The sequence below is a fragment of the Comamonas koreensis genome, from assembly GCF_014076495.1.
Taxonomy (GTDB): Bacteria; Pseudomonadota; Gammaproteobacteria; order Burkholderiales; family Burkholderiaceae_C; genus Comamonas; species Comamonas squillarum.
In genome coordinates this window covers 5100663-5123466 of sequence record NZ_CP043575.1, presented here as the reverse complement: position 1 = coordinate 5123466, position 22804 = coordinate 5100663, and the positions used below count along the sequence as shown (strand labels likewise).

The following is a 22804-nucleotide window of genomic DNA, read 5'->3' as shown; positions in this document are numbered from 1 at the left end:
TGGGCTGCGTATCGATGGGCATTGCATAGTCAAGGACAATCTGCGGCGCCTGAGTTCAGACGTTTGATCAAGCCACCGGGCTGGATACAAAGCGCGGAGGCTGCGGAGTCGCTGCTACTCGATCCTTGCGGCCAAGCCCGAAAGACGAAGGTCTGTGCAGTGTTATTGCTGAAATGTCCCCAGCGGTCGACACTGATCATGGCGTTCATGGTGGTGCCCGCACTGCTGATCTCCACTTCGGTGCGTTTCGGCGCACTGGTTTGCTGCAGTGTGATTTCTGAAGTGCCGCTCTGGGCGCCATCGCGGTTGGTATCGACAAACACCAACCAGCCGCAGCCCCATTGCGCGTCGCTTCCAGCATTGGTGCAGCCATCGCCATCGGCCTTTTTGACAATGACCACATTGCCCGCGCGCCGGATGGCCTCTGAACGGGCGTAGTACAGGGTGGACTGCAGATCTTCTACTGCGCTGCGGACACGCCAGCGTTCGGTTAAGCCCTTGAAGCTGGGCAGAGCCAGCGAAGCGAGAATCGCCACAATGGCGATCACCACCAAAAGCTCGATGGCGGTAAAGCCGGATGTCCGACGCAGCAGTGACCATTGCCCATGTTTCATGAAATGAATCATAGGTAATACTTTGCTAATAAGCGGACACGGGCGACGAGCGGAAGGGCAGAGGCGATGAGCGGCATTGGCCGCAGATGCATGGCCACCGGGAACTGAGGCACTGGATGATCTGCGGCACAATCACCGGCTGGGCTCAAAAGAATCTCTAATGACTGAAGTGAACAAAACCCTGCAGCGCTGCGAAGCCGTCATCGTCGACCTCGACGGCACCATGGTCGACACCATGGGGGACTTTGTGGAGGCGCTCAACCGCATGCTAGCCGATCTGCAGCTGCCGGCGATTGATGTGCAGACCATTGAGCCCATGGTGGGCAAGGGCTCGGAGCACTTGCTGCGGGCGGTGCTGACCCATGTGCTGGCCCAGGTGCACCCACTGGTCGGCCAGCCGGTGCCGGCCACCGAGATCGACAACCGCTATGCGCAGGCCTGGGAGCGCTACCAGCACCACTACCTGGCCATCAATGGCCGCTTCTCCCGGGTGTATGACGGTGTGGAGAAGGGGCTGGCGCAATGGCGCGCCAAGGGGCTGAAGATGGCCTGTCTGACCAACAAACCGCTGGCCTTTGCCGAGCCACTGCTGCGCGCCAAGGGGCTGCGCGACTATTTTGACCATGTGTTTGGCGGCGATTCCTTTGAGCGCAAGAAGCCCGATCCGCTGCCGCTGCTCAAGACCTGCGAGGCGCTGGGCAGCAAGCCAGCACTGACCTTGATGGTGGGTGACAGCAGCAACGACGCCGAGGCGGCGCACAACGCGGGCTGCCCGGTGGTGCTGGTGAGCTACGGCTACAACCATGGCCAGCCGATCCGCCAGGTGGCGGCGACCGGCTATGTCGATGCGCTCAGCGAGCTGCAGGCCTGAGGCGCCGCGCCGCCCAGACCGGTATTGAGAAGAGCAAGACGTGGACGGGCTGCACCTGACCGCCGACCTGTATGACTGCCAGTGCCCTGCGGCCTGGCTGGTCGATGCGCAGGCGCTCGCTGCGCTGTGCAACCAGGCGGTGGCCGATGCGGGGTTGACGCGCATGCATGACAGCTGGGTGCCGTTTCCCAGCCACAACGGCCAGCCCGGCGGCGTCACTGGCGTGGTGCTGCTGGCCGAGTCGCATGTGGCGATCCACACCTGGCCGGAGCTGGGCCATGCCACGCTCGATGTCTATGTCTGCAATTTCTCGGGCGACAACTCGGCCAAGGCCCAGCAGGTCGTCGATACCTTGGTGGGCGCGTTGCAGCCCACGCGCTGCCAGCACCAGCGGCTGCAGCGGGGCAGTCTGCAGGCCAGCGGCGGGGCAACTGCGGGCTTGCCGCGCTGAAATCCTCCGTTTTCTGGTTAATCCCCGGTTTTCTGGTTTTTACACCGTCGTTTGCGGATTCGTTTGCTACACTAGGCGCCATGTTCATCCATCATGCAGTCATTACAGGTCGTTCCGACCGGGGAGCTTGGCCCTGGCGTAAGCCTGTATCTATGACTGTTTGACTGCCGCTGGGTAACACGCCCCAGCGTGCGCCCGAGGGCTGGTTGCAAGACCAGTCCACCAAAGATGAACTGCAGCGCACGATACGCACACATCCAGCGTGCGCTGCTCAAGCTGGGGATGGTTCTTCGTGATCACCGAACTCGAATTCAAAAGTCTGGCCAACCAAGGCTACAACCGCATTCCTCTCGTCGCAGAAGCGTTTGCGGATCTGGAAACCCCTCTCTCCCTGTACCTCAAGCTCTGCCACACGCATGACGATGGCAAGCACAGCTTTTTGCTCGAATCCGTCGTTGGCGGCGAGCGTTTTGGCCGTTACAGCTTTATCGGCCTGCCCGCCCGCAGCCTGCTGCGCGCCAGCGGCTTTGGCGCCGATGCCCGCACCGAGATCGTGACCGATGGCCAGGTGGTCGAGACCCATGCGGGCAATCCGCTGGATTTCATTGCCGACTACCAAAAGCGCTTCAAGGTCGCGCTGTCGCCCGGCCTGCCGCGCTTTTGCGGCGGCTTGGCCGGCTATTTCGGCTATGACGCGGTGCGCTACATCGAGAAAAAGCTCGAGAACAGCTGCCCGCCCGACAGCCTGGGCACGCCCGACATCCTGCTGCTGCAGTGCGAAGAAGTCGCCGTCATCGACAACCTCTCGGGCAAGCTCTACCTGATCGTCTACGCCAACCCGGCCGAGGCCGAGGCCTATTCCAAGGCCAAGAAGCGCGTGCGCCAGCTCAAGGAGCAGCTGCGCTACTCGGTCAGCGTGCCGCAGATCAAGGCTGGCGACAGCTACCCGTCCGAGCGCAGCTTTGCGAAAGCCGATTACCTCAAGGCTGTGCTGGAGGCCAAGGAGATGATTGCCGCGGGCGACTTCATGCAGGTGCAGGTGGGCCAGCGCATCCAGAAGCGCTATACCGAAAACCCGCTGTCGCTGTACCGCGCGCTGCGCTCGCTCAACCCCAGCCCCTATATGTACTACTACCACTTTGGCGATTTCCAGGTGGTGGGGGCCAGCCCCGAGATTCTGGTGCGCCAGGAGCAGGTCGAAGAAGGGCAGAAGATCACCATCCGCCCGCTGGCCGGCACCCGGCCGCGCGCGGCCACGCCAGAGAAAGACAAGGCCACCGAGCAGGAGCTGGTGAACGACCCCAAGGAACGCGCCGAGCATGTGATGCTGATCGACCTGGCGCGCAACGATATCGGCCGCATTGCCAAGACCGGCTCGGTCAAGGTGACCGAGGCCTTTGCGGTCGAACGCTACAGCCATGTGATGCACATCGTCAGCAATGTCGAGGGCATTTTGAAAGACGGCATGACCAGCATGGATGTGCTCAAGGCCACCTTCCCAGCTGGCACCCTGTCGGGCGCGCCCAAGGTGCATGCGATGGAGGTGATCGACCAGCTCGAACCGGTCAAGCGCGGCATCTATGGCGGCGCCTGCGGTTACCTGAGCTTTGCTGGCGACATGGACCTGGCCATTGCGATCCGCACCGGGGTCATCAAGGACGGCATGCTCTATGTGCAGGCAGCGGCCGGCGTGGTCGCCGACTCGGTGCCCGAGCTGGAGTGGAAAGAGACTGAACACAAGGCACGCGCACTGTTGCGTGCCGCTGAACTCGTTGAGGAAGGACTGGAATGACCCGCGCTATCGACAAAGTAGAAGACTGCAACACCATGGCCGATGTGCGCCGCAACGTGAATGCGCTCGACGACATCCTGGTGCCTTTGCTGGTGGAGCGCGGCGGCTACATGACCCAGGCCGCCAAGGTCAAGAACAACCCCGAGCTGGTGCGCGATGAAGAGCGCATCGAAACCATCGTTGCCCGCGTGCGTGAACGCGCAGCACTCGAAGGCGGCCAGCCCGATGTGATCGAGGCCATCTACCGCGCGATGATGGAGGCCTACATCGCCTACGAGCACCGCGAACTCGCCCGCCTGCAGGCGGGCGGCAAACCCCGGGAGTGACGATGAAAAAACTGTTGATGGTCGATAACTACGACAGCTTCACCTACAACATCGTGCAGTACTTCGGTGAGCTGGGGGTCGAGGTCGTCGTGGTGCGCAATGACGAGACCTCGCTCGAGGCCATCGCCGCCCACCAGCCCGATTGGCTGGTCATCTCGCCCGGGCCCTGCTCGCCGGCCGAAGCCGGTATCTCCATCGAGGCGATCCAGCACTTTGCCGGCAAGCTGCCGATTTTGGGCGTGTGCCTGGGCCACCAGGCCATTGGCGCGGCCTTTGGTGGCAAGGTGGTGCGGGCCGTGCAGCAAATGCATGGCAAGACCAGCGTGATCACGACCACGCAAGCCGGTGTGTTTGCCGATCTGCCTGCGCAGTTCACCGTCAACCGTTACCACTCGCTGGTGATCGAGCGCAGCAGCTGCCCCGATTGCCTGGAGGTGACTGCCACCAGTGAAGACGGCGAAATCCAGGGCGTGCGCCACAAGAGCCTGCCGATCCAGGGCGTGCAGTTCCACCCCGAGAGCATCCTCACTGAGCATGGCCACGCGATGCTGAAGAACTTTCTGGAGCAGCGCTGATGATCGAGCTGCACCAGTTGCTGATGTTCATGGCAGCTGGCTGGCTGCTCAACCTCACCCCAGGGCCGGACGTGTTCTACATGCTCAGCCATGCGGCGCGCCAGGGCTGGCGTGCCGGCTTGGTGGCCAGCGCCGGCATCACCGCCGGCTGCATGGTGCATGTGGCGGCCGCTGCGCTGGGCGTTGGTGCTTTGCTGGCAGCCTCAGCCACCGCTTTTGGCGTGCTCAAGTGGCTGGGCGCGGCCTATCTGCTGTGGATGGGCGTGCAGATGCTGCGCAGCAAAAGCAATAGCAAGCTGGTGGCACCTGCCGGTACGGAGCCGGGCTTGTCTGAGCCCGATACCAGCCTGGCGCGCATCTTCTGGGGCGGCTTCTGGACCAATGTGCTCAATCCCAAGGTCGCAATCTTCTTTCTGGCCTTTATTCCACAGTTCATCGCCGTTGACTATGCCCACAAGAGTCTGGCCTTTGCCGCGCTGGGCCTGCTTTTCAACCTCAACGCCATACCTGTCAATGTGCTTTGGGTGGGGATGGGCGCTGGCATGGCGCGGCGCGCGGGCTGGCTGCGCCAGCGGCTGCACTGGCTCGACCGCGCGGCGGGCGCCATGTTCATTGGCTTTGGCCTCAAGCTGGCGCTGAGCGACAAGCCCGGCGCCTGACCTTCCCCCAGATACAGCGAGAACCTCCATGTCGATTACTCCCCAAGAAGCGCTGCAGCGCACCATCGAGCACCGCGAAATCTTCCACGACGAGATGCTGCACCTGATGCGCATCATCATGCAGGGCGAACTCTCCCCGGTGATGACCGCCGCCATCCTGACGGGCCTGCGCGTCAAGAAGGAAACCATTGGCGAGATCAGCGCCGCCGCCCAGGTGATGCGCGAGTTCTCCAACAAGGTGCATGTCGCTGATCGCCAGCACCTGGTCGACATCGTCGGCACCGGTGGCGATGGCGCCAATACCTTCAACATCTCGACCTGCTCGGTGTTTGTGATTGCCGCGGCTGGCGGCAAGGTCAGCAAGCATGGCGGGCGCAGTGTCTCCAGCAAATCGGGCAGTGCCGATGCGATGGAAGCGCTGGGCGTCAATATCCAGCTGAGCCCCGAGCAGATCGCCCAGAGCATTGCCGAGGTGGGCATCGGCTTCATGTTTGCGCCCAACCACCACCCGGCGATGAAGAACGTGGCCCCGGTGCGCAAGGAGCTGGGCGTGCGCACCATCTTCAATATCCTGGGCCCCTTGACCAACCCGGCCGGCGCACCCAATATCCTGATGGGCGTCTTCCATGAGGACCTCGTCGGTATCCAGGTGCGTGCGCTGCAGCGCCTGGGCGCCGAGCATGCGCTGGTGGTCTATGGCCGCGATGGCCTCGACGAAATCAGCCTGGGTGCCAGCACGCTGGTGGGCGAGCTCAAGGACGGCGTGGTGCGCGAGTACCAGATCCATCCGGAAGACTTTGGTATCCAGATGGTGGGTACCCGCGCCTTCCGCGTGGACAATGCCGAGCAGTCCAAGGCCATGCTGATGGGTATTTTGCAAGGCGAACTGGGCCCCGCCCGCGATATCGTCTGCCTCAATGCCGGCGCGGCGCTCTATGCGGCCAATGTGGCCAGTTCGATCGAAGATGGCCTGCAGCGCGCCCGCGCCGCCATCGACAGCGGTGCGGCCCTGCAAAAACTGCAGGACCTGGTGGCGCTGACGCGCCAACTGGCCGCCTGAGCGGGCCACCCTACACAAGGAAAACTATGTCCGATATTCTCAAAACCATCTGCGACGCCAAGCTTATCGAAGTGGCCGACGCCAAGAAGCGCATTCCCTTCGAGGCCATGCGCCGCGACGCCGAAAGCCGTGTGCTGACCCGTGACTTTGTCGGCGCGCTGCGCGCCAAGATTGCGCAAGGCCAGGCCGCCGTGATCGCCGAGGTGAAAAAGGCCAGCCCCAGCAAGGGCGTGATCCGTGCCGACTTTGACCCCGCCGACATTGCCCAGAGCTATATGGTGGGCGATGGCAAGACCAGCGCCGCCTGCCTGTCGGTGCTGACGGACCGACAGTTCTTCCAGGGCGAGCCTGATTTTCTCAAGCAGGCGCGCGCCAGCACCTTGCTGCCGGTGCTGCGCAAGGATTTCATGGTCGATCCCTACCAGATCTATGAATCGCGCGCGATGGGCGCCGACTGCGTGCTGCTGATCGCCGCCTGCCTGGACGACGCCCAGATGGCCGAGATGGAGCAGATCGCGCGCAGCCTCGACATGGCCGTGCTGGTCGAGGTGCATGACGGCGCCGAGCTGGCGCGTGCGCTCAAGCTCAAGACGCCGCTGATCGGTATCAACAACCGCAACCTGCGCACGTTTGAAGTCAGCATCCAGACCACCCTGGATCTGCAAAAGCAGGTGCCTGCAGACCGCCTGCTGGTGACCGAGTCGGGCATTGCCAGCCCGGACGATGTCAAGACCCTGCGCGATGCCGGCATCCACGCTTTCCTGGTGGGCGAGGCCTTTATGCGCGCCGATGAGCCGGGCGACGCACTGGCCAAGCTGTTCGCCTAAAGCAGCCCACCCACCAGTAGCGGTGCAAGGCCGCTACCGGGCTGCGCGTGTTTTGGCCAGCTGGGCCTCAAACCAGCGCTGGCTGTGCGTTTCAGGCTGGCCGGGGCAACGCACCAGATAGGGCTTGCCCGACATGCTGCTTTGGCTGGCCGCACGCGCAATAAAGTCCTCGGCCGTGGGCGCCAATGCTCTTTTTTGCAGGTAGCTGTACTTGCGCTGCAAATGCGCGCTGGCCTCGCTGGCGCTGTACCACTGGCCATTGCGGGCAAATTCACAGCCCGACTGCTGCAGCGCTTTGAACAGCGATTGAATCTCCCGCTCGGTGGTGGTGGTGGTGGTGGTGGTGTTTGCGCTGCTGCCGGTCTGCGCGCCAGCTGCCAGGCTGAGCAACAAACAGGCAGCGGCCAGGGCCTGGGCCCATGGGTTTTGTCGGTGGGGCATAGCTTGTCGTGTAGTTCGGTGGGTCGGCCAGCGCTGGCGCTGTGCTAGTATCAATTGAGAATAATTCCCATTTCTAAATTTCAGGCAATGGGTTTTGTGCGTAGCTCCCCATTCCCACCCGGCTAGCGGCCCCTGCCCAGCAAGGGGCGCGGGCCTGTTTGCCATTGTTTGTCCATGAGTATCCATGATCGCCATGTCCCCCCAGCGCCCAGCGCCTTTGGTCCTCCACCGTCTCGTCTGCGCGGGCTCGCTGCCCATGCAGCGCTGGGGCTGATCGTGCTGGGCGGATGCACCAGCATGCCGGCGCCAGTTCCGCCTGCGCAGCCCCTGGCTGTCGGGCAAACGGTGCAAGGCCAGCTGGCCCCCGGCGCCCAGCAGCGCTGGCAGCTCGATGCCCGGCAGGTGCCCGCCGGCAGCGTGGTGCGTGCGGAGGTGGACGGCAGCGGTGTGCAGCTGGATCTGCAAGATGCGGCAGGCCGGCATCTGCGGCGCCTGCTGCGCAGCGATGGGGTGGGGGAGGGCGTCTCCTGGCAGGCCCAGGCGGGTGAGCAACTGGTGCTGCACTGGAATGCCCAGCCGGCCATCGCCTACGCCAGCGGCGGCGCAGGGGCAGGCCAGCTGCCGGCGCAGGCCACTGCAGGCCATTACCGCATAGAGATCCAGCGCGCCTGGCCCCCGCGCGCTGACCCGTCGGTGGCCTTGCCCAACAAGCCCTTGCAAAGCCCGCGTCTGCAGGCCTTGGCGGGCGATCTGGAGCGCGGTGGCACGAGCGATGCGTTCTGGCAGGAGATGGCCAAGAGCGGCACGCCTTTGGTGGAGCCCTGGAGCGAGAAGGAGCGGCTCGTCACCTTTTTGTGGCGTGGCGCGCAGCACAGCGTGCGCCTGTTTGGCAGCCCCTCGGGCAACCATGAATCGCTGCAGCGCCTGGGCAACTCGGATGTCTGGTGGAGCAGCTTTGTGATGCCCAGCGACGCCCGGCTGAGCTATGGCATGGCGCCCGATGTGCCCAATATCGAAGGCACGGCGATCGAGCAGCGCCGCAGCATTCTGGCCACCTTGCAGCGTGACCCCTTGAACCCGCGCAGCTGGGCTGCTTCGGATGGCGCAGCTGCTGCGGTGGATCGCTACCAGGGCCGCTCGGTGCTGGAGCTGCCCGATGCCCCAGCGCAGCCCTGGTCGCAGCCGGCAAGCACGCCGTTGCCCGGCGATCTGCAGCGCCACTGGCTGCATTCGGCAGCCTTGGGCAATGGCCGTGATGTCTGGATCTACCGCCCTGCTGGCTGGGCCCAGGCCACCCCGGAGCAGCGCGCCTTGCTGGTACTGTTCGATGCCCATGCCTATCTGCGCCAGGTGCCCACGCCGCCGATCACCGAGCGGATGCAGGCGCAGGGCTTGATCCCACCGACGGCGGTGGTGCTGGTGGCCAATGCCAGCAGCGAGCTGCGCAATACCGAGCTGCCGCCCAATCCGGCATTTGCCGATTTCATGGGCTTGCAGCTGATGCCCTGGCTGGCTGAGCAGGGGCTGGACGTGCCAGCGGTTCGCACGGTGATTGCCGGCTCCAGCTATGGCGGTCTGGCGTCGAGCTATATGGCGCTGCGCCACCCGGAGCGCTTTGGCAATGTGCTGAGCCTGTCGGGCTCCTACTGGTGGGCGCCGCAGGCCGAAGCGCCCAATGCGATGGCGCGCTGGTGGGCGGCAGCGCCCCGCAAGGACGTCCGCTTTTACCTGGATGCGGGCCTCTACGAAAGCGCACGCGGCGGCCAAGCTGGCATTCTGGAGACCAGCCGCGAGCTGGGCGATGTGCTGCGGGCCCAGGGCTACCGCGTGACGCAGCGGGAGCACAGCACCGGCCACGACTACGTGCACTGGCAGGGCTCGATCGCCTGCGGTCTGGTGGCGCTGCTCAACCCAGCAGCACTGCCCGCGCAACAAGCCGTCTGCCAAGGGCGATAGTGCAGAGGCGCCCGCGCAGCGTGCACAATGCGGGCATGCAACTGACATCTGAAGCGCTCCATGACCACCAGGTGGCTGCCGGCTGGCAAGCCACGGTGGACCAATTCTTTGCAAGCCCCAAAGGCCAGCAGCTGTCGCAGTACCTGCAGCAGCGCCTGGACGACGGGGCGGTGGTCTTCCCGCCCGAGCCACTGCGCGCCTTGCGCCTGACCCCGCCCGAGAGCGTGCGCGTTGTGATCCTGGGGCAGGACCCCTACCACGGGCGCGGCCAGGCCGAGGGTCTGGCTTTTTCCGTGGCCCCCGGCGTGCGCCTGCCGCCATCGCTGCAGAACATCTTCAAGGAAATGCAGCGCGACCTGGGCGTGCCGTTCCCGCCTTTCCCCGATCCCGGTGGCAGCCTGGTCAAATGGGCCACCCATGGCGTGCTGCTGCTCAACACCTGTTTGACGGTGGAAGAGGGCCAGGCAGCCAGCCATAGTGGCAAGGGCTGGGAGCTGCTCACCGATGCGCTGATCCGCCAGGTGGCCGAGGGCGACAAGCCGGTGGTCTTCATGCTCTGGGGCAGCCATGCACAAAGCAAGCGCGTGCTGATTCCGCAGGACCGGGGCCATCTGGTGCTGACCAGCAACCACCCCTCGCCCTTGTCAGCGCTGCGCCCGCCGGTGCCGTTTATCGGCAATGGGCACTTCAGCCAGGCGCAGGCGTTTCGCAAGCAGCTGGGTCTATAGACACATGGCTTAGCTCGGCACGGCCTGCAGCTCTTGCACCAAGAGCCCCAAAAAGGCCTGGGCGGCGGCGGGCAGCTGGCGGCCCGCCAAGGTTTGCACCTCGATATCGCGCAGGTCCAGGCCGGCATCGCTCAAGGGGCGGGCGACCAGGCTGCCCGCTGCCAGCATATGGCGCACTCCCACCTCGCTGGAGACGGTGACGCCCCCGCCATGCAGCGCGAAATTGAGCAAGGTCTTGGCGTGGTTGGTGGTCAGCACCGGGTCCAGCTGCAGGCCCTGGCGGCTGCAGGCCAGGTCGATCATCTGGCGAATGGCCGTCTCGGCCGGCGGCAAGGCCAGCGGATGCCGGGCCAGCTCGGCCAAGGTGAGCGATGCCTGGCGCGCCAGCACATGCCCGGGCGGCAACACGGCCAGCACCGGCGCGCTTTGGCGGTGCACCACGGCAATGTTTTTGAGCGGCGAGATGCTGAAACGCAGACCAATATCGGCCTCGCCGGCCAGCAGCTTGGCCGAGACCTGCAAGGTCGGCACCATGCTCACCTCAAAGCGCAGGCCTGGGTGACGGCGCTGAAAGGCCACGCAAGCCTGGGGCAGCAGCTCATTGGCAAAGGCATCCGAGGTGGCGATGCGCACCAGACCGGCGCGCAGGCTGTCAAGCGCATGGATGGCATCGATGGCCTGCTCGGCATCGAGGCTGATGCGGCGCGCGAGCTCGGCCAGGATCTGACCGGCCGCCGTGGGCTGCATGCCGCGCGCATGGCGCTCGAACAGCGCCGTGCCCAGCTGGGCCTCCAGCCCGCTGATCTGGCGGCTGACGGCCGAGCTGGCCACATGCAGACGCAGCGATGCGGCGCTGACCGAGCCGCACTGCACCACCTCATGGAAGTAGCGAAGGGCAGTGTCTTGCAGATGCGTGGGTGGGCGGTGGGGCATGGTGGTATTGCGCAAAAGAATGGTCTAAGCATAAACCCATTGCCGTATAGGCAAACCTACCTTGCCAAATCGGTGGTGGTGTCTGTTGTCACAGGCTTTTAATATGCAATGCTTCACGCAGGCGCCTTTGCCCCAGCGCGCATGGCACACCCCCCATGGGCGCATAAGAACCGGTTGTTCTGGCCCGCGCCACAAGCGCAGAGTGCTTCGCAGATGTTATGCAACTCGCTCACCACCATGCCAACTACCAATTCTCTTTTCTCTCGCATGCCTGGCCGCCGGCCGATGCTCGCCGGCCTGGTGGCTGGCGCGGCGCTGGCTGTGCTGTCCCCGTTTGCCGCAGCCCAAGGCGGCCCATGGCCTGAGCGCGCGATCCGCGTCATCGTGCCCTTTCCGCCCAGCGGCGCGACCGATCTGGTGGCCCGCGTGGTGGCGCAAAAGGTGTCGCAGGAGCTGGGCCAGTCGCTGGTGATCGACAACCGCCCCGGCGCGGGCGGCACCATCGGCACCGCCGAGGCCGCCAAGGCCAGCGCCGACGGCTACACCCTGCTGTTCACCACCAGCAGCACCCATGCGATCTCGCCGCATCTGATGCCCAAGCTGGCCTACCGCGCGGACAAGGACTTCACCCCGATTGCCCATGTGGCCGATGCCGCCAGCGTGCTGCTGGTGACCAACTCGCTGCCGGTCAAGACCGTGCAGGAGCTGATCAGCTATGCCAAGGCCAACCCCGGCAAGCTGAACTACGCCACCAGCGGCAATGGCACCATCGTGCACCTGAACACCGCTGCCTTTGCAGCCCAGGCGGGCATCACCCTGACCCATGTGCCCTACAAGGGCACGGCCCAGTCGATCAGCGATCTGGCCACCGGCCAGGTGCATCTGCTGTTTGACTCCATCCCCACCGGCATGCCCCATGTGGCCAGCGGCCGCCTGCGTGCGCTGGCGGTGACCAGCGCCGAGCGCACCCAGCTCGCGCCCCAGCTGCCCACGGTGGCCGAATCGGGCCTGCCCGGCTATTCGTCGGTGACCTGGTTTGGCGTCTATGCGCCGGCAGGCCTCAAGCCCGAGCTGACCGCCAAGATCAATGCCGCCTTCAACAAGGCCATGCAAAATCCCGAGGTGGTGGCCAGCCTGGCCAAGCTGGGCGCCGATGTGGCCAAGCCTGGTACGCCTGCGCAGTTTGCGGATCTGGTCAAGGCCGACAGCGCCCGCTGGGCCAAGGTGATCCAGGACAACCACATCACGCTCGAATAAGCCTTGCCACCTCAAGACCGGGGCGGCGGTTGCTGCCCCGGCTGCCATCTCGTTTGCATTCAGAAAGACAAGACATGACCACCGTGAAAGACTGGGCCCAGCCCTATGCCTCGCAGCGCTCGCCCATCCTGGGCCGCAATGTGGTGAGCACCTCGCAACCGCTGGCCGCGCAAGCGGGCCTGCGCATGCTGCAAGCGGGCGGCAATGCGGTGGATGCGGCGCTGGCCGCGGCGATGACCTTGACGGTGGTGGAGCCCACGGGTTGCGGCATTGGCAGCGATGCCTTCGCGATTGTCTGGGACGGCCAGGAGCTGCATGGCCTGAACGCATCGGGCCGCGCGCCAGCGGGCTGGACGCCGGAGTACTTTGACAAGCTCGGCGGTATCCCTGAAAAAGGCTGGAATGCGGTCACCGTGCCCGGTGCGGTCTCGGGCTGGGTGGAGCTGTCCAGACGCTTTGGCAAGCTGCCTTTTGCGCAAGTGGCGCAACCGGCGATCGACTATGCGCGCCATGGCTTTGCGGTGTCGCCGACGATTGCCAAGCTCTGGGCGCTGGGCCTGGCCAAGCTGGGCGACCAGCCCGGTTTCAAGGAATGCTTTGCGCCGGGCGGCCAGGCACCGCAGGCGGGCAACTGGTTCCAGAGCGAGGCGCATGCCCGCACCCTGGAAGAGATTGCCGAGACCCTGGGCGAATCCTTTTACCGGGGTGCGCTGGCGCAAAAGATGGCGGCCCACAGCCAGGCCAACGGCGGCGTGATGACAGCCGAGGACCTGGCCGCCCACCGCTGCGACTGGGTGGGCACGGTGGCCCAGCCCTTTGGCGACTCGGTGGTGCATGAGATCCCGCCCAATGGCCAGGGCATTGCCGCGCTGATTGCGCTGGGCCTGCTCGATGCCATTGGCATTGGCGACCAGCCGCTGGACAGCGCCGAGACCGTGCACCTGCAGATCGAGGCAATGAAGCTGGCGCTGGCCGACCTGGCCCAGTACAACGCCGATATCGACCATATGCGCGTCCACCCCCAGCAAGACCTGCTGAACCCGGCCTACCTGGCCGAACGCGCCCAGCTGATCGACCGCAGCAAGGCCAGCGTTGCCCGCTATGGCGCGCCCAAGCCGGGCGGCACCGTCTACCTGACGGCCTGCGACGAGAGCGGCATGATGGTGTCCTTCATCCAGTCCAACTACATGGGTTTTGGCTCGGGTGTGGTCGTGCCGGGCACCGGCATCAGCCTGCAAAACCGGGGGGCGGGCTTTACCACCGAGGCGGGGCACGCCAACCAGGTGGCGCCGGGCAAGCGCCCCTCGCACACCATCATCCCCGCCTTTGCGATGCATGCCGATGGCTCGCCGCAGATGGCCTTTGGCGTGATGGGCGGCCCGATGCAAAGCCAGGGCCATGTGCAGATGGCCGTGCGCGTGCTGCGCTATGGCCAGAACCCGCAAGCCGCTGCAGACGCACCGCGCTGGCGCGTGACCGGTGGCAACCAGGTCTCCGTCGAGCTGGGCTTTGACCCACAGGTGATTGCCGCGCTGCGTGCGCTGGGCCATGAGGTGACCATCGAAGAAGGCCATGGCGTGTTCGCCTTTGGCGGTGCGCAGCTGATTGTGCGTGAAGGCGGGCACTATGCGGCCGGCTCCGATCCGCGCAAGGACGGCCAGGCGGTCGCCTACTGACGCGCAAGCGGAACCAACACACCCAGGGCGCCACCGAACAGGTTTCGGTGGCGCTTTTTTTCGTCTCTATGTGGCTGCGGGCATTAACGTGATTCGCGCACCGACAGCCAGGCGCTGAGCGCGCCGCCCAGCGCAATCGCGACCATGCCCAGCACCGCCCAGTGGTCGGGGATATGGCCGTACAGCAGCCAACCCGAGAACACGGCAAAGGGGATCTGGCTGTAGAGAAAGGGCGATATCGTGGCCGGCTTGGCATGCTCATAGGCCTTGAGCAGCATCAGGTGGCCAATGGTACTGCCCACACCCATGGCCAGCGCCGCCAGCCACAGGGCGGTGGTGGTCGGCATCTGCCAGAACCAGGGCAGGCTGGCGCTGGTCAGCACCAGCGCCAGCAAGCTGGTGTAGATCTGGGTGGTGACGGGGCGCTCTCTGCCGGCCATCTGGCTGCTGACGATCTGGTAGGCGGTGTTGGCTGCCAGCTGCAGCGCCGGCCAGATGAGTGCGCCGCCGCTGAAATTGGCGCTGCCCGGGCGGATGATGACCACCGTGCCCAGAAAGCCCATGGCCACCAGCACCCAGCGCAGCGGGCTGACGGGCTGCTTGAGCCAGAGCGCTGCCACCAGCGTCATCGCCAGCGGCGTCATCGCGACGACGGCCGTGAACTCAGCCAGCGGCAGGTAGCGCAGGCTCATCATTGCGCAGGCATTGCTGCTGCAAAACAGCGCAGCGCGCGCAATCTGAAAGCGCGGGTGCGTGGTGTGGAATACGCTGCGGCCATACTGGTAGACGCCCCAGCCGACGGTGAACACCGATTGCAGCATGTAGCGCAGCCACAGCGCCATCAACAGCGGCAGCAGCGCGCCCGCGTATTTGGAGCCGGTATCGAGCAGGCAGAAACAGGCGCAGGCCAGCACCGTGAGCACGATGCCGGTCAAAGCCGAGCCTTCACCAGGGCGGCGCGGGGGCGGGGTGTGGGTTGTTTCGGGCAGGCGGGCGGCGCTGTCCGCGGCAAGGGCATGGGGGCTTATCAGGCCTTTGCCGGGTGGGGCAGAGGCAGTGGCAGGGGCTGTCGGGGGAGTCACGCGGGCAGGGGCACCATGCGGCGGCCGGTCTCCTGCGGAGTCGAAGGGCTGGCTTGGTGTGGCTCCATTGTAGAAAGCGGATGTCCGCTGGGGGCCCCGGCGTGGCGCTGTGGCTGCAGTTTTTGCGCCCCACTGTCCGATCAGGGACAGTCCGGCGGCTGCTGGATCGTTCTGCGGGTTTGTACCCGCCTTGAACCGAGGGGAACAAAACAGCGTGTTACCATTCAAATGAGAACGATTCGCAAATGTGTCAGTTGTGTAAAGCCTCCGGGCGCAGCAGCTTGGCAGGCATCAGGCGATATCTCCATTCCATCAACCGCTGGGGCTCAGCGTGCGGGCGCAAGAAAAACAGTAGCGATACGGTCTTGGGTCGGGTGCATGCAGGGGCTGCCGGCTTTCCAACCAAAGGATGTTCCATGTCGCGCTCCGCTCGCTCTACCGTCAACCGCCGCCAGTCGCTGCTGCAACTGGGTGCCTTGGTGACCCTGCCCTGGGCGGCAGGCGCCGCACTGGCGCAGCAGACCCTGACGGTGCAGCAAGCGGGCGGCCCGGTGCAGATCCCGGTCAAGCCCAAGACCATCCTGGTGTTTGACCTGGCCGCGCTCGACTGCCTGCGCGCACTGGGCGCCGAGGTCAAGGGCGTACCCGAAGTCGTGAAGTTCCCGCCGGTGCTGGAGCAATACGCCAGCAAGGACTACACCCGCATCGGCAGCCTGTTCGAGCCCAACTACGAGGTGGTCAAGGGCCTCAAGCCCGATGTGATCGTCGCCGGTGGCCGCTCGGCCGCCAAGGTGGCCGAGCTGGCCAAGATTGCGCCGACCTTGGACCTGACGGTGGACAACACCCAGCCGGTGGCCAGCGCTTTCAAGCATTTGAAGATCCTGGGCGAGATGGTCGGCAACGAAGCCCAGGCCCAGACCTTGATGGCCGCGATGCAGGCCGATATCGACAAGCTCAAGGGCCTGACGGCCAACAAGGGCGCCGGCCTGATGGTGATGACCAATGGCGGCAAGCTCAGCGCCTATGGCCCGGGCTCGCGCTTTGGCATGCTGCACGATGTCTATGGCATTCCCGCCGCCAACAAGGACATCAAGGTGGCTGGCCATGGCCAGGCGATCTCGTTCGAGTTCATCCTCAAGACCAACCCGGACTGGCTGTTTGTGCTGGACCGCGATGCCGCCATTGGCCGCGAAGGCGCATCGGCCGCCAAGCTGCTGGACAACCCCCTGGTCAACGCCACCAAGGCGGCCAAGAAAAAGCAGATCGTCTACCTGAACTCGTCCAACTGGTACCTGCTGGGCAATGCCAGCCCCGGCTCGTTGCATGACGATGTGACGCAGCTGATCAACGCGTTCTCCAAGGCCTGATTGGCGTGCTGAGCCAGCCCCCGTTGCGAGCCACAGCATGACGACCTTGACCGACCAAGCGCCACGCGGCGGGCGCAGCCCTGCGCTGCGTGCGCTGGCCTTTGCACTGCCCGCCGTCGCGGCTCTGGCCTTGCTGGCCTTTGTCAGCCTGCTGGTGGGCGTCAGCGATGTGTCGGTGACGACCTTGCTGCGCCTGTTCTCCCACAACGACGATGACCTGGCCACCCAGGTGCTGGTGGCCAGCCGCGTGCCCCGCACGCTGGCACTGCTGCTGGCCGGCAGCGCGATGGCGGTGGCCGGCCTGCTGATGCAGATGCTGGCGCGCAACCACTATGTCGAGCCTACGACCATGGGCACGGCCGAATCGGCCGGTATGGGCATGCTGATCGGCATCCTGTGGTGGCCCGATATGCCGGTGTTCGGCAAGATGGGTCTGGCGGCGGTGTTTGCACTGGCGGGTACGGCCCTGTTCCTGGCGGTGCTCAGCCGCATACGGCTGCGCTCGGCGCTGATCGTGCCGTTGGTGGGCCTCGTGCTGTCGGGCGTGATCGAATCGGCCACCACTTTTATCGCCTACCGCTTTGACCTGATGCAGGCGGCGCGCTCCTGGATGACGGCTGATTTCTCGGCCATTGTGCAGGGCCGCTACGAGATGCTCTGGCTGTCGCTGGGCATCACGGCGCTGGCGATGCTGGCGGCAGACCGCTTCACGGTGGCCGGCATGGGGCAGGACTTCGCCACCAACCTTGGGCTCAACTACAAGCGCCTGGTGGCCCAGGGCGTGTTGGTGGTGGCGGTTGTCACCGCGTCGGTGATCGTCACTGTCGGCATCATTCCCTTTGTCGGCCTGATCGTGCCCAATCTGGTGCGCCTGGTGGTGGGCGACAACGTGCGCAAATCCGTGCTCTGGGTCGCCTGGGCGGGGGCCTTGATGGCGCTGGCCTGCGACCTGATCGGGCGCGTGGTCATCGCCCCGTACGAGATACCGATCGGCACCGTGATGGGGGTGCTGGGCAGTGCGATGTTCCTGGCGCTGCTGCTGTCGCGCCGCAAGCGCATGAGAGGCTGAGATGAACAGCTTGTCTACCTCGCCTGCCGTGGCGGCACCTGCATCTGTCTCGTGGCTGGGCACGCCGGCGCGGCGTCTGTGGCTGCTGCTGGCCTTGGCGCTGCTCGCCAGCCTGTACTTCATGACCAGCCAGGTGCAGGCCGAGTGGAGCTTTGTGCTGCCCCTGCGCGGCAAGAAGCTGGCAACCATGTGGACGGTGGCCTTTGCCATCGGCGTCTCCACCGTGCTGTTCCAGACGGTGACCAACAACCGCATCCTGACGCCGGCGGTGATGGGCTTTGACGCGCTGTTCCAGCTGATCCAGTCGGTGCTGGCCTTTACGTTGGGCGCAGCGGCCATGCAGATTCCGGAGCTCTCGCGCTTTGGCATGAATGTGGGACTGATGGTGCTGCTGTCGACGAGCCTGTTTGTCTGGCTGTTCCGGGGCCAGGCCAGCAACCTGCATTTGCTGCTGCTGGTGGGCATTGTCGCGGGTATCTTTTTTCGCAGCCTCAACAACTTTGTCTGGCGCGTGATGGACCCCAATGAGTTCACCGTGCTGCAAGACCGCTTGTTTGCGAACTTCAACACGGTCTCGCTTCCCTTGCTGCTGCTGTCGCTGCCGGCAATTGCACTGGTGGGCATCTGGGTCTGGCGCCAGCGCCACATGCTCGACGTGCTGGCGCTGGGGCGCGAGGTGGCCGTCAACCTGGGCGTGAACTACCAGCGCGCGGTGATGGGCGTCTTGGTGGTGGTGGCCATTTTGGTGTCCATCTCGACCGCGCTGGTCGGGCCGGTGACCTTTTTTGGCCTGCTGGTGAGCAACATGGCCTACCAGCTGATGCACAGTCACCAGCACCGCTACACCTTGGCCGGCTCGGTGCTGCTGGGCGGCTTGTTGCTGGTGGGCGGGCAGATGGTGCTCGAGCGCCTGTTTGGCTTCAACACCTCGCTGTCCATCGTGGTGGAGTTCCTGGGCGGACTGACCTTTATCTATCTTTTAGTGCGCAAGGCCAAGAGCTGAGCGCAGCGACCAGCCATGATTGAAACCGACAAGCTGCGCAAGACCCATGGCACCACGACGGTGCTGCATGACCTGAGCCTGCGCATTCCCCAAGGGCGGCTGACGGCCATCATCGGGCCCAATGGCGCGGGCAAATCGACGGCACTGTCGCTCATCAGCCGGCTGATGCCGATGACCTCGGGCACGGTGCGCATCGAGGGCCAAGACATCACGACCACCGCCAGCGATGCGCTGGCGCGGGTGATGGCGATCTTGCGCCAGGACAACCAAAGCGCTCTGCGCCTGACGGTGCGTGACCTGGTGGCCTTTGGCCGCTTTCCGCATTCCAAGGGCCGGCTGACCGAAGAGGACCGCGTGCATGTGGATGCGGCGCTGAACTACTTGAAGCTCCAGCCGCTGGCAGAGCGCTTTCTCGACGAGCTCTCGGGGGGCCAGCGCCAGCGCGCCTATATCGCCATGGTGCTGTGCCAGAACACGCGCTACATTCTGTTTGACGAGCCGCTCAACAACCTGGACATGGCCCATGCCGTGGGCATGATGAAGCTGCTGCGCCAGGCGGTGCAGGATGCCGGCAAGACCGTGGTGGTCGTGCTGCACGACATCAACTTTGCCGCCAGCTATGCCGACCACATCATCGCGATGAAGGGCGGCGCGCTGTACTGCGAAGGCCCGCCCGAGGTGGTCGTGCGCGACGAAGTGCTCAGCGACCTCTATGAAATCCCCGTGCAGGTGCATGAGGTGGGGGGCCGGCGCTTTTGCGACTATTTCTGAATTGCGCCTTGGTTTGGTAGATTGGCGACGGCGCATGCCACCTTGCAACGGCAACCACAGAAGGCACCTGCGATGGCAAAAGATATTCTGGTCAAGGACAAGAAGCGACTGAGCCTGCACACCTGGAGCGTGGAGGAGGGCTTCTCGACCATTGGCCGCGACCCCGGCAGCCGCTTTATGCTGGACCACCCCAGTGTGAGCCGCAGTCACGGCGCGTTTTTTCTGCGCGAACGCGCCGGCGTGCTGACCATCGAGGACCATGGCAGTACCAACGGCACCTTGGTCAACGGCGTGCCGGTCAAACGCAAGATTCTCTTCGCCGGCGATGTGGTGCAGATCGGCGATTTCCAGCTCTATATCCTGCAGGGATCGGCCGCGCAGGGGCAGCCCGGGCCTGCGCTGGGCAGTGGCCGGGCTTGAGTCGGCCTGGGCCCGGCTGGAGCCTGGCCGTGGGCGTCAGAACGCAGCAGGCGGCTGCTCGGTGGCCGCGTCGGCCGCGGCCGGCTCCTTTTGGCGCTGCAGCAGCATCGAGTCACCATAGCTGAAGAAGCGGTACTGCTGCGCAATCGCGTGCTGGTACAGGCCCATGATGTGCTCGTAGCCGGCAAAGGCGCTGACCAGCATCATCAAGCTGCTCTTGGGCAGGTGGAAGTTGGTGACCAGCATGTCGACCACGCGGAACGGGAAGCCGGGCGTGATGAAGATATTGGTGTCGTCCGAGAGCTGGCCGGTGCGGGCCCAGGACTCCAGGGTGCGCACCGTGGTGGTGCCTACCGCGATGACCCGGCCACCGCGCAGGCGGCAACGCTCCAGCGCCGCCAGGGTGGGCAGTGGAATGTTGTACCACTCGCTGTGCATCTGGTGGTCTTTGAGGTTCTCGGTCTTGACCGGCTGGAAAGTGCCTGCGCCCACATGCAAGGTGACGCTGGCGCGCTCCACGCCCTTGGCCTCCAGGGCAGCCAGCACCTTCTCGTCAAAGTGCAGCGCGGCGGTGGGGGCGGCCACGGCGCCGGGGTTCTTGGCAAACACGGTCTGGTAGCGCTGCTCGTCCTCGGCCTGGTTGGGATCCTGGCCGGTCTGCTGCTCGCGCTCTATATAAGGGGGCAGGGGGATGTGGCCGTGCTGCTGCATCAGCTCCCAGGGCGATTCGCCGTTGGGGCCGCTCAGGCGCAGGCGAAACAGTGCGCCCATCTCGTTGGGCCAGCGGCCCAGCAAGGTGGCGTCAAAGCCGCCGGCCTTCTTGCCGCCCATCATGTGCAGCACGCCGCCCACGGCCGGCTTTTTGCTGACCTTCATGTGCGCGACGACTTCGTTGTCCTGCAGCACGCGCTCGATCAGCAGCTCGATCTTGCCGCCGCTGGACTTCTCGCCAAAGATGCGCGCCTTGATCACCTCGGTGTCGTTGAAGACCAACAGATCACCGGCCTGCAGCAGATTGGGCAGCTCGTGGAAGCGGCGGTCCACCAGGCCGGGCTCGCGCGCATCCAGCAGGCGGGAGCCGCTGCGCTCGGCAGCCGGGTGTTGGGCAATCAGTGCTTCGGGTAGCTCGAAATCGAAATCGCTCAGTTGAAAAGTGCGGCGGACACCGGAGAAGGCAGTCATCGTTGGCTCATGCAGGCGGAACACACCCGCAGCTCACAGGGATCAAAACAAGGGGGCGATTGTGCCACTGTGGCAGAGGCGCAGCAGGCTGCGCGGGCTTGGGGCCGCTGGTGGTGGCCTCCTACGTGGCTGGGCGATGCGCTTGCTATAGTGGCCCGATGCAACGTCTTTGCCACTTGATGACCTTAGCGCTGGTCTGGGTTCTGGGCATCCTCGCGGCACCGGCTGCCGGGGCCGCGCAGGAGGAGAGCCTGCGCGTGGGCTCCAAGCGTTTTACCGAATCCTATGTGCTGGCCGAGATCATGGCCCAGCAGGCCCAGGCCGCTGGCGTCCAGACCCAGGTACGCCAGGGCCTGGGCAATACTGCCATCGTCTACGAGGCGCTGCGCTCCGGCCAGATCGATGTCTATGCCGAGTACAGCGGCACCATTGCGCTGGAGATTGCCAAGCATGCCAAGGGTAGCGACCTGGCGTCGCTGAACGAAGCGCTGGCGCCGCTGGGCCTGGCGGTGGGTGTGCCCTTGGGCTTTAACGACGGCTATGCGCTGGCGATGCGCCGCAAGCAGGCCGAGGAGCTGGGCATCCGAAGCTTGAGCGACCTGGCGCGCCACAGTCAGCTGCGCTATGGCCTGTCCAACGAATTCATTGGCCGGGGTGACGGCTGGCCGGGCCTGGCCCAGCGCTACCGCCTGCAGGCCAAGCCCCAGGGGCTGGACCATGGCCTCGCTTATGAGGCCATCACGCAGCAGCACATCGATGTGATGGATATCTACACCACCGATGCCAAGATCGACCATTTGGGCCTCTTGGTGCTGGAGGACGACCTGGCGTACTTTCCGCGCTATGACGCGCTGCTGCTCTACCGCCAGGAGCTGCCCCAGCAAAAGCCGGTGGCCTGGGCCGCGCTGCAAAAGCTGCAGGGCCGGATCAGCGAAGAGGCGATGATCGGCATGAATGCCCAGGCGGAGCTGCAGGGCCAGGGCTTCGCCGAGATTGCCAAGCAGTTTCTGGCAGGTGGGGCGCCGCAAGCGGCTGGCGCTACCTCGGCCGATGCCAAAGCCGCTGGCCAGCCCAGTTTTGCTGCGCGGCTGTGGACGCGTCTGGTGGCCCCCGATCTGTGGCGGTTGACGGCGCAGCATCTGGCGCTGGTGCTCATTTCGGTAGGGGTGGCGGCGCTGATGGCGGTGCCCGCCGGCATTGTGCTGTTTCCGCATGCACGCTCGCGCGCGTTGGCGCTGGGCGCGGCTGGGGTGCTGCAGACAATTCCGTCGCTGGCGCTGCTGGCGGTGTTGATTGCCTGGTTTGGCGTGATCGGGCGGCTGCCGGCGCTGGTGGCACTGACGGCTTATTCGATCTTGCCGATTTTGAGCAACACCTGCGCGGGCTTGGCGGAGGTATCGCCGGGTTTGCGCAGCGCGGGCTCGGCCCTGGGCATGACACGGCCGCAGCGCATGCGCTGGGTGGAGCTGCCGATTGCAATGCCCACGGTGGTGGCGGGTATCCGCACCGCCTGCGCGATCGGCATTGGCACGGCCACGATTGCGGCTTTCATTGGCGCCGGCGGCCTGGGCGAGCGCATTGTGACCGGTCTGGCCTTGAACGACAGCGCGTTGATGATGGCTGGCGCCTTGCCCGCTGCGGCGCTGGCGCTGCTGTCTGAGCTGGTGTTCGAGCTCTGGGAGCGCTATCTGCGGCGCCGTCGCGTGCGGCGCTGATGCTGCGGGCGGCCTGCAGAGGCACTGTC

The 22804-nt window shown here is 65.1% G+C and carries 23 protein-coding genes; 18 read left to right on the top strand and 5 right to left on the bottom strand.

Going from position 1 to position 22804, the window contains the following annotated elements; genetic code table 11:
* Nucleotides 1–29 precede the first annotated feature (29 nt).
* Nucleotides 30–626, bottom strand: a complete 597-nt coding sequence (locus F0Q04_RS23430; RefSeq protein WP_269780252.1) for a GspH/FimT family pseudopilin — start codon at nt 624–626, stop codon at nt 30–32.
* Between the two features lie 148 nt (nt 627–774).
* Here F0Q04_RS23430 and gph point away from each other — a divergent pair, with 148 nt between their 5' ends.
* The 8 genes from gph to trpC all read left to right on the top strand — a co-directional run bounded on the left by gph (nt 775) and on the right by trpC (nt 7175).
* Complete coding sequence (gene gph / locus F0Q04_RS23425; RefSeq protein ID WP_182343774.1) at nt 775–1485, top strand: phosphoglycolate phosphatase; 711 nt, start codon at nt 775–777, stop codon at nt 1483–1485.
* Between the two features lie 40 nt (nt 1486–1525).
* Nucleotides 1526–1936: an adenosylmethionine decarboxylase gene (gene speD, locus F0Q04_RS23420; protein ID WP_182343772.1), complete on the top strand. Its 411-nt coding sequence runs from the start codon at nt 1526–1528 to the stop codon at nt 1934–1936.
* Between the two features lie 292 nt (nt 1937–2228).
* Nucleotides 2229–3728 (top strand): anthranilate synthase component I, encoded by a 1500-nt coding sequence (trpE, locus tag F0Q04_RS23415; RefSeq protein ID WP_116926289.1) that lies wholly within the window; start codon nt 2229–2231, stop codon nt 3726–3728.
* Nucleotides 3725–4054: a chorismate mutase gene (locus F0Q04_RS23410; protein ID WP_116926290.1), complete on the top strand. Its 330-nt coding sequence runs from the start codon at nt 3725–3727 to the stop codon at nt 4052–4054. Before trpE ends, F0Q04_RS23410 begins: the two co-directional genes overlap by 4 nt.
* A gap of 2 nt (nt 4055–4056) precedes the next feature.
* A complete protein-coding gene (locus tag F0Q04_RS23405; protein ID WP_116926291.1) occupies nt 4057–4629 on the top strand; it encodes an anthranilate synthase component II in 573 nt (190 codons plus the stop codon).
* Nucleotides 4629–5288: a LysE family translocator gene (locus tag F0Q04_RS23400; protein WP_182343770.1), complete on the top strand. Its 660-nt coding sequence runs from the start codon at nt 4629–4631 to the stop codon at nt 5286–5288. The genes F0Q04_RS23405 and F0Q04_RS23400 overlap by 1 nt, the downstream gene beginning before the upstream one ends.
* A gap of 28 nt (nt 5289–5316) precedes the next feature.
* A complete protein-coding gene (gene trpD / locus F0Q04_RS23395; RefSeq protein WP_116926293.1) occupies nt 5317–6348 on the top strand; it encodes an anthranilate phosphoribosyltransferase in 1032 nt (343 codons plus the stop codon).
* Nucleotides 6349–6374: 26 nt separating this feature from the next.
* A complete protein-coding gene (gene trpC / locus F0Q04_RS23390; RefSeq protein WP_182343768.1) occupies nt 6375–7175 on the top strand; it encodes an indole-3-glycerol phosphate synthase TrpC in 801 nt (266 codons plus the stop codon).
* Nucleotides 7176–7208: 33 nt separating this feature from the next.
* Here the strand turns inward: trpC and F0Q04_RS23385 are convergent, their stop codons facing one another.
* Nucleotides 7209–7616 (bottom strand): DUF5329 domain-containing protein, encoded by a 408-nt coding sequence (locus F0Q04_RS23385; RefSeq protein WP_182343766.1) that lies wholly within the window; start codon nt 7614–7616, stop codon nt 7209–7211.
* A 174-nt stretch (nt 7617–7790) separates the two neighbouring features.
* Between F0Q04_RS23385 and F0Q04_RS23380 the strand changes: the two genes are divergently transcribed.
* Both F0Q04_RS23380 and F0Q04_RS23375 read left to right on the top strand, forming a co-directional pair.
* Nucleotides 7791–9572, top strand: a complete 1782-nt coding sequence (locus tag F0Q04_RS23380) for an enterochelin esterase domain-containing protein (RefSeq protein ID WP_182343764.1) — start codon at nt 7791–7793, stop codon at nt 9570–9572.
* A 35-nt stretch (nt 9573–9607) separates the two neighbouring features.
* Nucleotides 9608–10300, top strand: a complete 693-nt coding sequence (locus F0Q04_RS23375; protein WP_116926394.1) for a uracil-DNA glycosylase — start codon at nt 9608–9610, stop codon at nt 10298–10300.
* 9 nt (nt 10301–10309) lie between these two features.
* Here the strand turns inward: F0Q04_RS23375 and F0Q04_RS23370 are convergent, their stop codons facing one another.
* On the bottom strand, nt 10310–11233 hold the full coding sequence (locus F0Q04_RS23370; protein ID WP_182343762.1) for a LysR family transcriptional regulator: 924 nt from the start codon (nt 11231–11233) through the stop codon (nt 10310–10312).
* A 267-nt stretch (nt 11234–11500) separates the two neighbouring features.
* Between F0Q04_RS23370 and F0Q04_RS23365 the strand changes: the two genes are divergently transcribed.
* Together F0Q04_RS23365 and F0Q04_RS23360 are read left to right on the top strand one after the other, a co-directional pair.
* The gene (locus tag F0Q04_RS23365; protein WP_165841204.1) at nt 11501–12490 is read left to right on the top strand and encodes a Bug family tripartite tricarboxylate transporter substrate binding protein; all 990 of its coding nucleotides are present in this window, start codon (nt 11501–11503) and stop codon (nt 12488–12490) included.
* 74 nt (nt 12491–12564) lie between these two features.
* Complete coding sequence (locus F0Q04_RS23360) at nt 12565–14166, top strand: gamma-glutamyltransferase family protein (protein ID WP_116926298.1); 1602 nt, start codon at nt 12565–12567, stop codon at nt 14164–14166.
* 83 nt (nt 14167–14249) lie between these two features.
* On the opposite strand, the gene F0Q04_RS23355 is transcribed toward F0Q04_RS23360, so the two are convergent.
* The gene (locus F0Q04_RS23355) at nt 14250–15101 is read right to left on the bottom strand and encodes a DMT family transporter (RefSeq protein ID WP_232539711.1); all 852 of its coding nucleotides are present in this window, start codon (nt 15099–15101) and stop codon (nt 14250–14252) included.
* 563 nt (nt 15102–15664) lie between these two features.
* On the opposite strand from F0Q04_RS23355, the gene F0Q04_RS23350 reads away from it, so the two are divergent.
* The 5 genes from F0Q04_RS23350 (at nt 15665) to F0Q04_RS23330 (ending at nt 19878) form a co-directional block, all read left to right on the top strand.
* On the top strand, nt 15665–16615 hold the full coding sequence (locus F0Q04_RS23350; RefSeq protein ID WP_182343760.1) for a siderophore ABC transporter substrate-binding protein: 951 nt from the start codon (nt 15665–15667) through the stop codon (nt 16613–16615).
* A 37-nt stretch (nt 16616–16652) separates the two neighbouring features.
* Nucleotides 16653–17684, top strand: coding sequence for an ABC transporter permease (locus tag F0Q04_RS23345; protein ID WP_182343758.1), 1032 nt, complete (start codon nt 16653–16655; stop codon nt 17682–17684).
* Nucleotide 17685: 1 nt separating this feature from the next.
* Entirely contained in the window at nt 17686–18687 is a 1002-nt protein-coding gene (locus tag F0Q04_RS23340; protein WP_116926301.1) for an iron chelate uptake ABC transporter family permease subunit, read from the top strand.
* Nucleotides 18688–18702: 15 nt separating this feature from the next.
* Nucleotides 18703–19458, top strand: coding sequence for an ABC transporter ATP-binding protein (locus tag F0Q04_RS23335; protein ID WP_182343756.1), 756 nt, complete (start codon nt 18703–18705; stop codon nt 19456–19458).
* 72 nt (nt 19459–19530) lie between these two features.
* Complete coding sequence (locus F0Q04_RS23330) at nt 19531–19878, top strand: FHA domain-containing protein (RefSeq protein ID WP_116926303.1); 348 nt, start codon at nt 19531–19533, stop codon at nt 19876–19878.
* Nucleotides 19879–19914: 36 nt separating this feature from the next.
* Here F0Q04_RS23330 and queA read toward each other — a convergent pair whose 3' ends face one another.
* Nucleotides 19915–21060 carry a tRNA preQ1(34) S-adenosylmethionine ribosyltransferase-isomerase QueA gene (queA, locus tag F0Q04_RS23325; protein WP_182343754.1) on the bottom strand — a complete coding sequence of 382 codons (1146 nt, stop codon included), beginning with the start codon at nt 21058–21060 and terminating at the stop codon, nt 19915–19917.
* A 179-nt stretch (nt 21061–21239) separates the two neighbouring features.
* Between queA and F0Q04_RS23320 the strand changes: the two genes are divergently transcribed.
* Nucleotides 21240–22775: a glycine betaine ABC transporter substrate-binding protein gene (locus tag F0Q04_RS23320; protein WP_232539460.1), complete on the top strand. Its 1536-nt coding sequence runs from the start codon at nt 21240–21242 to the stop codon at nt 22773–22775.
* Nucleotides 22776–22804 lie beyond the last annotated feature (29 nt).